Annotated in this window: 9 protein-coding genes; 4 read left to right on the forward strand and 5 right to left on the reverse strand. The window is 40.3% G+C overall.

What is annotated here, in order from left to right:
• Nucleotides 1–87: 87 nt before the first annotated feature.
• From nrdF to apf, 5 genes are all read right to left on the reverse strand, one after another.
• The gene (gene nrdF, locus QFX10_RS05750) at nt 88–1,038 is read right to left on the reverse strand and encodes a class 1b ribonucleoside-diphosphate reductase subunit beta (RefSeq protein WP_280605322.1); all 951 of its coding nucleotides are present in this window, start codon (nt 1,036–1,038) and stop codon (nt 88–90) included.
• Between the two features lie 15 nt (nt 1,039–1,053).
• Entirely contained in the window at nt 1,054–3,225 is a 2,172-nt protein-coding gene (gene nrdE / locus QFX10_RS05755) for a class 1b ribonucleoside-diphosphate reductase subunit alpha (RefSeq protein WP_280605323.1), read from the reverse strand.
• Nucleotides 3,215–3,589 carry a class Ib ribonucleoside-diphosphate reductase assembly flavoprotein NrdI gene (gene nrdI, locus QFX10_RS05760; RefSeq protein ID WP_280605324.1) on the reverse strand — a complete coding sequence of 125 codons (375 nt, stop codon included), beginning with the start codon at nt 3,587–3,589 and terminating at the stop codon, nt 3,215–3,217. Before nrdI ends, nrdE begins: the two co-directional genes overlap by 11 nt.
• Entirely contained in the window at nt 3,586–3,816 is a 231-nt protein-coding gene (gene nrdH, locus QFX10_RS05765) for a glutaredoxin-like protein NrdH (protein ID WP_280605325.1), read from the reverse strand. The genes nrdI and nrdH overlap by 4 nt, the downstream gene beginning before the upstream one ends.
• Before the next feature lie 174 nt (nt 3,817–3,990).
• Nucleotides 3,991–4,590, reverse strand: coding sequence for an aggregation-promoting factor (gene apf, locus QFX10_RS05770; RefSeq protein WP_280605326.1), 600 nt, complete (start codon nt 4,588–4,590; stop codon nt 3,991–3,993).
• A gap of 282 nt (nt 4,591–4,872) precedes the next feature.
• Between apf and QFX10_RS05775 the strand changes: the two genes are divergently transcribed.
• The 4 genes from QFX10_RS05775 (at nt 4,873) to addA (ending at nt 14,479) form a co-directional block, all read left to right on the forward strand.
• Nucleotides 4,873–6,054: an acetate/propionate family kinase gene (locus QFX10_RS05775; protein WP_280605327.1), complete on the forward strand. Its 1,182-nt coding sequence runs from the start codon at nt 4,873–4,875 to the stop codon at nt 6,052–6,054.
• A gap of 84 nt (nt 6,055–6,138) precedes the next feature.
• Complete coding sequence (locus tag QFX10_RS05780; RefSeq protein WP_280605328.1) at nt 6,139–7,110, forward strand: ribose-phosphate diphosphokinase; 972 nt, start codon at nt 6,139–6,141, stop codon at nt 7,108–7,110.
• Between the two features lie 95 nt (nt 7,111–7,205).
• Entirely contained in the window at nt 7,206–10,736 is a 3,531-nt protein-coding gene (locus QFX10_RS05785; RefSeq protein ID WP_280605329.1) for a PD-(D/E)XK nuclease family protein, read from the forward strand.
• Nucleotides 10,736–14,479, forward strand: a complete 3,744-nt coding sequence (addA, locus tag QFX10_RS05790) for a helicase-exonuclease AddAB subunit AddA (protein ID WP_280605330.1) — start codon at nt 10,736–10,738, stop codon at nt 14,477–14,479. The genes QFX10_RS05785 and addA overlap by 1 nt, the downstream gene beginning before the upstream one ends.
• Nucleotides 14,480–14,624: the final 145 nt, after the last annotated feature.

A 14,624-nucleotide genomic window follows, 5' to 3' on the forward strand; every position in this document is an offset into this window, starting at 1 on the left:
CTAGAGTGATCACAGAATCTTTATTATTTCCGTGTCCACTCTAGGGGAATCATATCAACTCGCCTAAATAGGCGAGCTTTTTTTGGATCAAAATTCGTAATCACTATCTTGCATAGCTTCAACGTTACCTAAGAGATAACCATTCCCGACTTGGGAGAAGAAATCATGATTCGAGGTAGAAGTCGAGATCCCGTTCATCACGACTGGATTGACGTCTTCAGCTGTGTCTGGGAAAAGGGGATCCATGCCAAGGTTCATCAAAGCTTTATTGGCGTTATAGCGTAAGAACACTAAAACATCGTCAGTCCAACCAACTTGATCATATAAGAGGTGGGTGTATTTTTCTTCATTTTCATAAAGATCATAGAGCGTTTCATACATCCATGTTTTGAACTCTTCTTGTTGAGCTTCTGAAAGTTCGTTGAAACCAAGTTGGAACTTGTAGCCGATGTAGGTACCATGGACCGATTCATCGCGTAAGATCAATTTGATGATCTCCGCTACGTTAGCCAGTTTATTATGCCCTAACCAGTAAAGTGGGGTATAAAAACCAGAGTAGAAGAGAAATGTTTCTAAAAAGACCGAAGCGACTTTCTTTTGGAGCGGTGTTCCGTTTTGGTAAAGATCATTGATCTTTTGGGCCTTGTATTGCAAGATCTCATTTGTATCTGTCCAAGCAAAGATCTCTTCGATCTCTTTTGGTGTGTTCAAAGTAGAAAAGATCGAAGAATAACTTTTAGCGTGGACAGATTCCATAAATTCGATGTTATTCAAAACAGCTTCTTCTTGTTGCGTGCGACTGTCAGCTTTTAAAGCTGACATCCCATCTTGTGATTGGAGCGTATCAAGCAGTGTCAAGCCCCCAAAGACTTTAGCCACCACATCTTTATCGGCCTCCGATAATGTCCGCCAGTCAGCAAGATCGTTTGAAAGTGGGATCCGCGTATCGAGCCAAAATTGCTCTGTCAGTTTTTCCCATGTCGCTTTATCGATCTGGTCTTCTAAGTTGTTCCAGTTGATCGCTTTATAATTTTCCATACTAAATAATCCCCCTTAGATCACACAGCTCTCGCATTCGTTGACGCCGACTTCATCTTGGGTATCGGTGAAGGTGCGCACGTAATAGATCGATTTGATCCCTTTATGGTGTGCATAATTACGTAAGATCGAAAGGTCACGTGTCGTCATCTTATCTGTACGACCTGCTTTCCAAGGATAAAGTCCTTCTGGGATCGAAGAGCGCATAAAGAGCGTCAGACTCATCCCTTGATCGACGTGTTCTTGAGCCGCTGCATACGTATCGATGACTTTGCGCATATCCATATCATAGGCTGGAGCATAGTATGGTAAAGTCTCATTTGAAAGATATGGCGCCGGGTAGTAGATCTTCCCGATCTGACGCTCTTGGCGTTCTTCGATCTTATTGATGATCGGATGGATCGAAGCTGTCGTATCGTTGATGTAGGAGATCGAACCGTTTGGTGCGACAGCTAAGCGATTTTGATGGTAAAGGCCATCGCGTTTGATCGCTTCTTTTAATTCTTCCCAGTCGGCTTTAGTTGGGATAAAGACTCCGGCAAATAAAGCTTTGACTTTCTCCGAAGTTGGCGCATAGTCGTGCGTCAAATATTTATCAAAATATGCGCCTGAAGCGTAAGCACTCTTGTAAAAATCAACAAAAGTTTCAGAACGCTCTTTGGCGATCTGATTGGAAGCTTTTAAAGTCCAATAGTTCAATAACATGAAGTAAGTACTTGTAAATTCAAGGGCTTCAGGTGAACCATAGTGGATCTGATTTTTAGCTAGAAAAGCATGTAAGCCCATCGCGCCTAGACCGATCGAATGGGCGGCTTTATTGCCAGCTTGGATCGAAGGAACAACATCGATATTGGAATTATCTGTTACAAAAGTCAAAGCCCGGACCATCGTTTCGACTGAATTTCCAAAATCAGGAGAAGCCATCAAATTGACGATATTTGTCGAACCAAGGTTACAACTAACGTCAGTACCTAAAACTTCATAATCTTGCGTATCGTTTATTTTGGATGGTGTTTGAACTTGTAAGATCTCAGAACAAAGATTGCTCATGATGATCTTACCTGCGATCGGATTAGCTTTGTTAGCAGTATCAATGTTGATCACGTATGGATAACCAGATTCTTGTTGGAGCTTTGAGATCTCTTCTTCAAGTAAACGGGCCGAGATCTTCTTTTTAGTGATCGTTTTGTCAGCCACTAAAGCATCGTATTCAGCTGTGATATCGACATATGAGAAAGGTTTGCCATATTTTCTTTCAACATCATAGGGATCAAAGAGGTACATCGCTTGATCGTTTTTAGCCAATTCGTAAAATTTATCGGGCACGATCACCCCTAAAGAAAGTGTTTTGACGCGGATCTTTTCGTCGGCATTTTCTTTTTTAGAGGCTAAAAAGTCGATGATGTCGGGATGAAAAACATTCAAATAAACGACACCAGCCCCTTGACGTTGTCCTAATTGGTTGGAATAAGAAAAACTATCTTCTAATAATTTCATGACAGGCACGACCCCAGAAGCAGCACCTTTGATCCCTTTGATCGGTGCTCCGGCTGAACGTAAGTTGCTCAATGTGATCCCAACGCCACCACCGATCCGTGAAAGCTGTAAGGCTGAGTTGATCGCGCGCCCGATCGAATTCATATCATCAGTCACTTGCAGTAAGAAGCAAGAAACCAGTTCGCCCCGACGGCTCCGACCGGCATTCAAAAAACTTGGTGTTGCTGGTTGGTAGCGTTGACTGATCAGCTCATCGGCTAATTTCAAAGCTAACGCTTCATCGCCATCGGCAAAATAAAGCGCGTTGACAGCCACACGATCGATAAAGTTTTCAAGATAGTACTGACCATCATCTGTCTTTAAAGCATATTGAGTGTAAAACTTATACGCTGCCATAAAGGTTTTGAAATGGAAATCAGCTTCTTTGAGGTGCGCATAGAGTTTTTCAATGAAAGAAAATTCGTATTTTTGGATAAAATCGGCTTCTAAATAATTATTTTCAAGTAAGTACTCAAAACGCTCTTTGAGTGAAGCAAAGCGCATCGTATTTGGCACGACATTTTGTTCTAAAAATGCTTTTAGTGCTGCTTGATCTTGATCAAGTTGGATCTGACCATTGAGGGGGATGTTCAAACGATTATTTAGGTCATAATACGTAACGTTATTGGTATCGAGGTCTTTAAGACTCAAGTTTATTCACCGCTTCCTTAAAATTTTCAACATCGCGAGGCGTACCGTTGAATTCAAAAGCATAAATGATCGGTGCTTTGAATTTAGCCGCCAAGTCCTTGGCTGTAAAAATAAATAATTCTGCAAAATTGCGATTACCAGTGCCCACGATCCCTTTTAAAAATTGGGCATTGTTGTTGTATTCTAAAAATTCAGTGACAGGGTAGGTGATCTCATCTTCATAAGTCGGAACGATCAAAACAAACGGTTCTGTCACTTCAATTAAAGGATCGACTGGAGTGATCTCAAACGCATCGACGTCTGGACCAAGTTTTTTGACAAAGCGCCGAGTCTGGCCGGTCACACTAAAAAAGGCGATCTTCATTGAATCGCCAGCTTCTTTAGGAGATCAGGTCGAAAACCATTGATGATCGGAGAATGGTCTTGTTCGATCACAGGCACAGTGCTCAAACCTTTTTCTTTTAAATAACTGATGTATTCAGGGTGATCAGAGATGTTATGTTCGCCAAATTCAATGTTATTTTCGAGTAAGAATTTTTTGGTCATCTTACATTGGATACAGTTATCTTTTGTATATAGATCTAAAGCCATTATTAAAAACCCCTTTGAATTGATTGTGTAATTTAGTATACCATAAATCAATAAAATTTCTACAATATCTAGTGCTTGTTTTGCACAACAGGTCGCAGATGTTGTGTTTTTGGCTTAAGGACGCAAAAAAGAGCTCGAAAAATTTTTTCGAGCTCGGTGTAATTATTTTAAATCTTAGTACCAACCGTTTGCAAGCCAAAATGACTTAGCTGCTTGCCAAGAACCGTAACGGTTAGACACATAGTTATCAGCGACACGTTCTTGATTTTCAGGAGAGTAGTCTCCGCCAAGATAAGAATCAGTCAATTGATATTTACCATAGTAGCGCCCGTTTTGCGCTGTGTAAGAACCACCTGATTCGACGTTTGCGATCCATGCTTTAGCACTTGCTTCTGCGTCACTAGCAGGTGCAACAGGTGCTTGCACTTGAGGAGCTTGTGTTTGTTGTTGTGGTTGAGCTTGTGCTTGTGCTTGTTGTGGTTGTTCAACTTCAGCTGTTGGTGTTTGAGCTTGTGCCTGAACTTGTTGCACTGGTTGTGAATTGAAGACGCCGTTGTTACCAACTTCTAAGCGTTGACCAACGAAGATCAAGTTAACGTTTTGCAGTTTGTTAGCTTGTTCGATCGCTTCGATCGTTGTGTTATGTTTTAAAGCAAGTTCAGAGACAGTATCTCCTGCTTGAACAACGATCTCATCAGCATTAACAGCAGTTTGTCCTAAAGTAACTAAGCCAGATAACGCGGCCGCTCCTGTAACAACTTTCTTCATTTCCATAAACAAAACTCTCCTTAAAATTTATACTTTATCTATTCACTGTTCTACTATTTCATTTCTTTACACTAAGCAGTATACCTTTTTTATATAACACATACATTCCGATAAAATTACAATTTGTCACGATTATGTGACAAATATTACGTTTGAAATTTTTAACATAAAAAAATTAATTAAATTTTCCTAGATCTAGCTACTTTTGAGAATCATTTTTTTCAGTTATACTTTTAAGTAAGTATGAAATGAAAGGAAGACTAGAGAAGACTCTAGAAGTATAAGTAGATGCCAAAAATTTTATTAATGAATGCTGGAAGCTCATCAGTTAAATGGAAGTTATTTGAATTGACGGATGAAAGCGTGGTCGCCAAAGGCTTAGTCGAACGGATGCTTGCTAAAGGTTCAAAATTTGAGATCAAATACGGGACTGAAGTTTATCAGGAAACAACGGATAACTTGACTTATGAACGTGCGGCAGAAATGATCTTAGAAAAATTGACTGCGTTAAAGATCACGTCGTTAGCTGATATTGCTTGCGTGGGCCACCGCGTTGTCGCTGGCGGACAAACTTTTAAAAAGGCTACGCGAGTTGATGCAGATGTGATCGCGCAGATCCTAGCTTTAAGCGATCATGCGCCTTTACATAATCCGATGGAAGCCAAATATATCGAATTGATGCAACAAGTTTTGCCAGATGTACCACAATATGCAGTGTTTGATAGCCAATTCTTTGCTCAGATGCCTGAAGAAAATGCGATCTTTAGCTTACCTTATGAATTGACTAAAGAATATGGGATCAGACGTTATGGTGAACACGGGATCAGTCATGAATATCTCGTGCATAAAGCAGCGCAACTACTTGAAAGACCTTTAGAAAAACTCAAATTGATCACCCTTCATTTAGGAAGTGGTTCGTCTGTTTCAGCTACAAAAGATGGTCAAGCTTTTGCCAGCTCGATGGGTTTTACGCCTTTGACTGGCTTGACGATGGGGACACGGGCTGGTGATGTGGATCCATCGTTAGTACCATTTTTGATGGAAAAACTTTCACTTTCAGCTAGCGAAGTTTTAGAATTGTTCAATGAAAAGTCAGGTCTCTTAGGTCTTTCAGGTTATTCTGATGACATGCGCGATATCAAAGAAAAGAGTGCTACTGATGCGCAGTGTCGTTTGGCACTTGACGTTTATGAAAATAAGATCGTTGGCTATACTGGCAGCTATTTTGCTCAACTAGGTGGGGCGGATGTACTTGTTTTTGCTGGCGGGATCGGTGAAAATAATGCTTGGTTACGCCAAGATATCTGTGCTCGTTTAGCTTGTTTAGGTGTTGAATTAGATCAAACGTTAAATGAGCAAGGGCAAGAAGGCGTGATCTCAACGAGCGCTTCCAAAGTCAAGGTCTTGTTGCTGCCAACAAACGAAGAGCTAGCAATGGTCCAACAGATCAAAGCGCAACTTGAAAAATAAGCCAAACAACGATTTTAGATATGCTATAATCATAGTGTGGTGGATAAACACCGGCAAAGACAGGGAACGAAACTGGAGGAAATTATGAAAAATAAGCAAGCAAACGGCCAACTCAAGTTGTTTGCGTTAAATTCGAACCAAGAGTTAGCGCAAAAGATCGCTGATCAGCTCGAAGTCAAACTTTGTGATGCTTCCGTCAAACATTTTAGTGATGGCGAGATCCAGATCAATATCAACGAAAGTGTGCGTGGGGATGATGTCTTTATCCTCCAATCTATTTCAGATCCAGTTAATGAGAATTTTATGGAATTGATGGTCATGATGGATGCTTTGCGGCGCTCAAGTGCTGGTTCGATCAATGCGATCATCCCTTATTATGGGTATGCTCGGGCCGATCGTAAAGCGCGCTCACGGGAACCGATCACAGCTAAACTGATCGCAAACTTCATTACTTTAGCCGGAGCTGATCGTGTGATCGCACTTGATCTCCATGCAGGACAACTACAAGGCTTTTTCAATATTCCAGTCGATCATTTATTAGCGATCTATGAACAAGCTGAGCATTTCAAACAAGCAGGGATCTGCCAAGATGTTGTCGTTGTTGCGCCAGACCATAATAGCGTCAAAGGCGCTCGTAACTTGGCCGATCTTTTGAAAGCTCCGATCGCGATCGTCGATAAACGGGATGAAAATCGGTTAGACATTGAAAATTCAACAGTTATCGGTGAAGTTTCAGGCCACAATTGTATCGTTTACGATGATATGATCGATACTGGCGCTAAGATGGCTGATGCCGCAGCTGCTTTAGCTAAGGCTGGGGCCAAAGATATTTATGCTTGTGCAACGCATGCTGTCTTTTCTGGTAATGCTGTTGAAGAACTCAAAGATTCGGCTTACAAAGAGATCGTTGTGACTGATACGATCGCCTTACCTCAAGCAAAGCAATTTGATAAATTAAAAGTTTTATCTGTGGCACCGATCTTTGCCAAAGCGATCGATCTGATCTATCATAACAATTCAGTCGATTCACTTTTTAACCAAAAAGATAATATTTGATCTATCATTAAGGCTTGCTCAGTGTATTTTGACACTAGCAAGTCTTTTTTTTGAAAAATGTTAAGCTAGTAAAAAATGAAAGGAAGGTCTGATAGATGAGTCTAGGATTTATTTTAGGAAAGGCTTCGACTGATCGCCAAGCGGTACTGCTAGAAGAGATCAGTAAATGTCAAAAAGAAGATCCAAAAGCTAAGATCTATTATTTAGTTCCGAATCATATCAAATTTGATTCAGAAGTTCGTATTTTAGAACATTTAGCTAAGCAAAATGAAGCCCACGATCTGTTTGCAACGACAGCACTCCAAGTTTTGTCATTCTCACGTTTAGCTTGGTACTTTATGAAAGATCGCCCCGAGTATCAAGCCCCGCGTCTTAGTCAAGCCGGTGCTAATATGCTCGTTTATAAAATTTTACGTGAGCAAAAAGAAAAGTTGACGCTCTTTTTCAGTGAACAAACGCGTCCGGGGTTTATCACGAAATTAGCTAAGCAGCTCTTAGAGTTGAGTACGTCTTTGATCACAAGTGAAGATCTAAAACAAAGTTATCAAGCATTGGAAAAAGAGATCTCAGAACAAGATCTTTTAGCTAAATTACATGACCTTTTTGTAGTCTACCATGAATTTGAACAGTTGAGTCAAGGTAAAGTTTTTGGGACAGCGCCGTTATTGGTCGCGCTAAAACAGCACCTTGAAAAAATGGATCTGAGCCATAGTTACTTTTTTCTAGATGGTTTCTCCCAATTCAATGCTAGTGAGATGCAAGTTTTAGAAAGCTTGATGTTACATGCTAAAGAAGTCAAAGTGGCTTTAGTTTTAGATAAAGCTTATGTTGAGAAGGCGCCTGAAACAAGTGAGCTCTTTTATCGAGCAGGCCTGACATATCATCGGTTATATCAAAGTGCGCGGAGTGCTCAAGTCCCAGTTTTACTTGATCAAAAAGCAAAAGTAACGCGGGTCAGCTCAGATCTAGTCGAATTAGAGAAATATTGGATCGCTTCCAATAAACTCATTGGCGCGCAAACACCAGCTGAGCTGAATGGAGATCTACAAGTGATCGCTGCCGATGACCGCGTCGAAGAAGTTCGCTATCTTGCAACGACGATCCGGCAACTTGTTTTAGAAAAAGGCTATCGTTATCGTGACATCTTAGTTTTGAGTCGCCATTTAGATCCGTATAAAAATATTTTAGAACCAACATTCAAGCAATTTGACATCCCAGTTTTTATCGATCTCCAAAAGAAAATGAGCGATCATCCGCTTGTTGAATTTTTAAATGCTTTATTATTAGTTGAGCAACGTGGTTATCGTTATGAAGATCTGATGCGCCTTTTAAAAACAGAGCTTTTGGTGCCTAAAGATCTATCCTTAGCTGAATTTCGTAATGACCTTGATCTAGCTGAAAACCAAGTTTTACGCTTTGGCTATCAAAAAAAAGGTTGGCTTGAAAAAGACTGGGTCTACTCACGGTTTATGACTAATTTAGGGACACGCACAAAACTTGAAGATGAGATCACTCAAAAGATCAATGTGATCCGGCGTTTTGTCAGTCAAGTGTTACCGCCATTTTATGAAAAATTAGCCACGGCCCAAAATGGGCAACAGGCAGCGGAAATTTTATTGGCGTTTTTACAGACAAATGGGGTCTTGGATCAATTGGAAAATTGGCGCCAAGCAGCGCTTGAAAACGACGATCTCAATGCATCTAGACGAGAAGAACAAGTTTGGGGCGTTTTTTGTGATCTATTAGATGAATATGTTGAAACTCTTGGAGAAGAACCATTTGTAGTCAATGATTTTTTAGAACTTTTAAAAGCTGGCTTTGAAGGGGCGACTTATAGTCAAGTTCCAACGACGCTTGATCAAGTCGTGATCTCAGAAACCGGAATGGTCCAACCAGAAGATAAAAAGATCGTTTTTCTTTTAGGTGCGACTGATCTAGTAATGCCAGATGTGGCAGTCAATGAGACGCTTTTAAGTGATAAAGAGCGAAGCGAATTAAGTACACGCCTGACGAACGAACAGTATTTAGCTGATAATACAGAGCAAATTTTAGCTAATGAACCTTTTTTGAACTATCTTGCCTTTTTAACGCCAACAGAAAAGCTCTATTTGAGTTATCCGTTGACGAGTGGCGATGAAGCTGAGTTAAAATGTTCACCTTATGTCGAACGGATCAAAGATGCGTTGGAGCTACCTTTACTGCGGGTCTCCTTTAACAATAGTTTTGAAAATGTCACTGCTCATTTAGGAACAAAGCGAACGACCTTGAGTGAGCTTTTAAGACTAGAACGTTTAGCTTATGAGAAAAGACAAGATCTCAGTGATGAGTGGCGGTATGTCCGTCAAAAGCTTCAGTCTGAGGATCTTTTTGAGCGCTTAGAAGAGAGTCTACGCTATAAAAATATTCCAGAACGTTTGAGTGCAGCAAGCGTCAAAGGTCTATATGGAACAAAGCTCAACACTTCGATCTCACGTCTTGAAGATTTTTATGCTGATCCATATGAATATTTCTTAAAATATGGGCTTGGTTTACGTGAACGTGAGATCTTTGAGCTCAATGCTGCTAATACAGGTGAGTATTTCCATACGCTGTTAGATACGTTCTTCAAGTTGCTTTTGCGCGAACGGCGTGAGTTGAAGCAGCTCTCAGCTAAAGAATTTGATCAGTATTTCACGCGTTCTTTAGAATCGATCGCGCAGATGCCTCAATTTGCGATCTTAGATAGCTCAAATCGCATGCGTTTTTTAACGCGTCAGTTGAATAAAACCGCTAAGCAAGTAGGCTATGCGATCAAGCAACAAAGAAATTATAATGATGTCCAAACACTTCAAACAGAAGTTTTATTTGGGCATATTGGACAAGAAAAAGGTCTAGCAGGATTAGAGTTTTTGACGCCAAGCAAAAAGCTCGTCCAAGTGCGCGGAAAGATCGACCGGATCGATGATCTTGTAGTTGAAGGTAAGCATTATTTGAGTTTAGTCGATTATAAATCAGGGGCCAAAAAATTCGAGCATGCTAAAGCTTACTTTGGTCTGGCCTTACAATTACTGACTTATCTGGATGCTTTAGCTAAAAACAAGCAACTTATCGTCTCAGAGACAGATCCAGACAAGATCGAGCTTGCAGGAGCTCTTTACATGCATTTATATGATCCAACTTTTAAACAAAAAGAGCTCTATACGCGTGACTATGCAACAGAAGTGCTGAAGAAAAATAAATACCAAGGTCTTTTAGTCGATCAAGCTGCAGTTTTAGAAAAATTAGATGCTAGATTGGTCGATGAGACTGGACCGTCTTTGATCTATCCGTTCCGTAAAAATCGGGATGGGACTTATAGAGGCTCAAGTGCTCAAAACCAGCTTTTGACGTTTGAACAACTGCAAGCTTTACTAACTCACAATGAAGAATTGATCAAACAAGCAGCTGAGATGATCTTTGCTGGGCGGATCGATCTAGCACCAGCTCGTTGGAGTGATGGCTCAGCCTTGACCTATAGCCCATATGAGGCGATCATGCAGTTTGATGCAATGTTACCAGAAAATAACTATTATCGGTTACCAACAGAAAATACGGCTGATATTTTACGCTTTTTAGCTGAAGAGCAAGGAAACCAGGAGGAAAAATAATGGCACAAATAACTTTTACGCCTGGACAGGAACGGGCGATCAAAGCGCGGGGACATGATATTTTAGTGGCCGCTTCAGCTGGTTCGGGAAAAACCCGTGTCTTAGTTGAACGTGTGATCGCTAAATTAAAAGAAGGCATCGAGATCGATTCGATGTTGATCTTGACCTTTACTGAAGCGGCTGCCCGTGAGATGAAAGAGCGGATCCAAAAAGCTTTACGTGTAGCCTTTAATGAAGAAAAAGATGAAGCAAAAAAGCATTTTTATTTGCGCCAACTAGCGAAAGTCAATTTGGCTGATATCAGCACGATCGATGCTTTTTGTTTGAAGATCGTCAAAAGTTATTACTATGTTTTAGATCTTGATCCTGATTTTCGTCTATTGACAGATGAAACTGAGCGAACGCTTTTGCGCGAAAGCGTTTGGGAAGATGTTCGGGAACGTTTATACGGAAAAAATGATCCACTTTTTGAACAGTTGACGCTCAACTTTTCAAATGACCGTAGTGATGAAGGTTTGACTGAACTGGTGATGGAATTATTTGATTTTGCCAATGTCAATCCTGATCCTAAAGCTTGGTTGAATAAATTAGCTGATAATTACACGCTAGTTGAAGATGATCTTGATCAAAGTCCTTTTTATTTGCAAGAATTTCAACCTTTTGTCGTTTACGAACTAAAACAGATCGTCGCTAAATTAGAACAAGCTAGCGCGCTTTTAGAAACTGCGCCAAATGAAAATGATAAATTGACTAAGTTGAGCGTCTTATATGCTACAGAAGCAGAAGAATTACTAACTTTGAGCCACCAAGTAAAACAAGGATGTGGTTTTGACGAACTCTACCAGCGCTTGAATGCAGTGAAATTCAAACGTGCTCCAGCTGTCCGGAATTTAGAAGCAGATCAGATCGAAGTAAAAGAGCAAGCAAAACTATTGCGCGATGAAGCTAAAGACCGCTTTACTAAACTATGTGAAACGTATTTTAATAGCGATAAAGCACAAGTGACGCAGACTTTTTCAGCCGCACAAAAATTAGCCCAAAAGGCAAGTGAGGTCGTGGCTTTATTTGCTAAAGCTTATCAGACTGAGAAAAAAAGACGTCATGTTTTAGAATTTAGTGACTTAGAGCATCTAACGTATCAGATCTTACAAACTGTCACAGAACAAACGAACGTTCGCCAATTACTTAAAGAAAAATACCAAGAGATCATGATCGATGAGTATCAAGATACAAATCAGTTGCAAGAAGCGATCTTAACAACGATCTCAAGTAATAATATGTTTATGGTAGGGGATGTCAAACAGTCGATCTATGCCTTTCGTTTAGCTGATCCGACCCTATTTTTAGGTAAATATCGGACATTTGCTTTGCCTGAGACGTCAGGTGAACGGATCATTTTAGCCGAAAACTTTCGTTCAGCTGAAAATATCACGCAAACGACAAACTTCATTTTTTCACAGATCATGGATGAACAGATCGGTGAGATGGATTATGATAAAAGTGCGCAACTTGTTTATGGTTTAAAAGATCACCCTAAACTGACACTTCCGACTGAAGTATTGTTATATACGTCAGAAGAAGATCCGCTTGTTAAAAAGAAAGATGCGCGCCCACAGATGCGTTGGGAGCATGACCCAGAGCAGCTGACAGAAACATTTGAAGTCAATAGTAATTTAGAAGGGCAGATCGCTTTAGTCGCTAAAAAGATCAAAGATCTCCACGATGAAGGCTATGAGATCTATGATCGTGAAACTGGAAAAATGCGCCCGCTAGATTATGGCGATATTGCGATCTTATCTGAGACCAGAAGTGAGCATTTATTATTATCAGAGGAACTCAAGCGTTTAAAGATCCCATTTTATGTGCAAAAATCACAAAACTATTTTCAAACGACTGAGCTACGGATCATGTTAGCCTTGCTTTCTCTCATCGATAATCCGTACCAAGACATCGAACTTGCAGCTGTTTTACGTTCGCCGATCGTTGGCTTAAAAGAAAACGAATTAGCTTATTTACGGATCAACGATAAAACGGGTGATTATTATCAAGCAGTCTTGAAGTTTTATCAAGATGAAAAAAATAAAGCAAAAGAACCTTTTGTGCAAGAGCTCTATCAAAAGGTCGCGCATTTTATGAAACAATTGACTTATTTTCGTGATTTAGCGCACCAAAATGAACTTGCCGAACTTATTTTAGCGATCTACACGGAAACTGGCTTTTTAGATTATGTTGGAGGAATGCCTGGTGGAGCCAAACGCCAAGCTAATTTGCATGCGCTCTATGAGCGGGCCGCTCAATATGAGCAAAGTAGTTTTAAGGGCTTATTTCAGTTTATTCGCTTTATCAAGAAGATGCAGGAGAAAAAAGATGATCTGGCTGAAGCAGTCACGAAAACGACAGATAATGCAGTCAATGTGATGACGATCCATGGAAGTAAAGGTTTGGAGTTTCCAGTCGTCTTTTTGATCGACGCTGCGAAAAAATTTAACACGCGTTTTCTTGATAGAAAATATCTTTTAAGTGAAAAAAGTGGCTTAGCTTTGACTTATCTTGAACCAGACAAACGGATCGAATATGAGACCTTGGTCAAATTACTAGCGCGTGAAGAAGCCAAGAAAAAAAGTGCAGCTGAAAAAATGCGTTTACTTTATGTTGCTTTGACACGAGCGCAAGAAAAACTCTTCATCGTTGCAGGCTATAAAACAAAAGAAGAAGCTGTAAAGGTGCTCGAGCAAGCCAAGCATTCAACGAACCGACTTTTAGACGATGAATTGCGGGCTAATGCTAAGAGCTTTATGGATTGGATCTTACCCGCATTATATCGCAAAAAAGAAATAACTGATGCACTAGCGCTACCAGAGGCTTATTTAACTGAAACTTTAGTCGCAGTAGAAGCTGAGCTGACTTTAAGCTTTAGCACTTATAATGATCTGGTATCTTCTGAGCTTGAAGCTAACAAACTGACACTTGATGAATGGCTCAAGTTACAAGTTCCAAGTAAGACTTATCCTAAGATCGATCAGATCTTAGGGGGGATCTATCCTAAACAAGTCGCAACGAAGACAACAGCTTATCAAGCCGTTTCTGAGATAAAACGTTTATTTGATGATCCTGATCTAGAAAAAATGCAACGCTTATCTTTAAATAAAGAAGCAGGGGCTTTACGTAAAGTCGGTGAATTTAAGACCCCTAAATTTATGACGACAAAAGTTCAAGTTACCCCTGCAGAAGTCGGGACAGCTGTTCATTTGATCTTGCAAAAAATGCCGTTGACAAAAGAGCCGACGCTCCAAAGTGTTAAAGGGCTCTTAGATGAATTAGTCAGAGGTCAGTTAATCAGCCCTGAAGTGGCCCAAAAGATCGAACTAGAAAAGATCGTCTTATTTTATCAAAGTGATTTAGGAAAACAGCTTTTAGCCTCACCCAAAGCAGTAGAACGTGAAGTGATGTTTTCGATGACTTTACCTGCAGGTCAAGTTTTTGCTGAACTTTCAGCCGATCTGACTGATCCGATCTTAGTCCATGGGATCATGGACGGCTATGTCATCACCCAAGATGATGAGGTGATCTTATTTGACTATAAGACTGATAAAGTTTTAGGCAAAACTGGGATCCAAAAGATCAAAGAGCGTTATCAAGGACAGTTGAACCTTTATCAGCTGGCATTGGAAAAGATCTTAGGCAAAAAAGTCACGCATAAATATCTTTATTTATTAGATAATGCCCAACTCGTAGAAATTTGAACATGAAAAAAGAGGCTGTGACATAAGTCTACAAAATAAAGCTGGATGTATGGAAACCTTCGTGTTTCATATATCCAGCTTTTGAATTATAATCAAAGAAAAAAGGTAGCCACGCCCGGCTACCTCACAATTACCCTCGAAAGGA

Source organism: Ligilactobacillus faecis, from assembly GCF_029889745.1.
In the GTDB taxonomy this organism is placed as follows: Bacteria; Bacillota; Bacilli; order Lactobacillales; family Lactobacillaceae; genus Ligilactobacillus; species Ligilactobacillus faecis.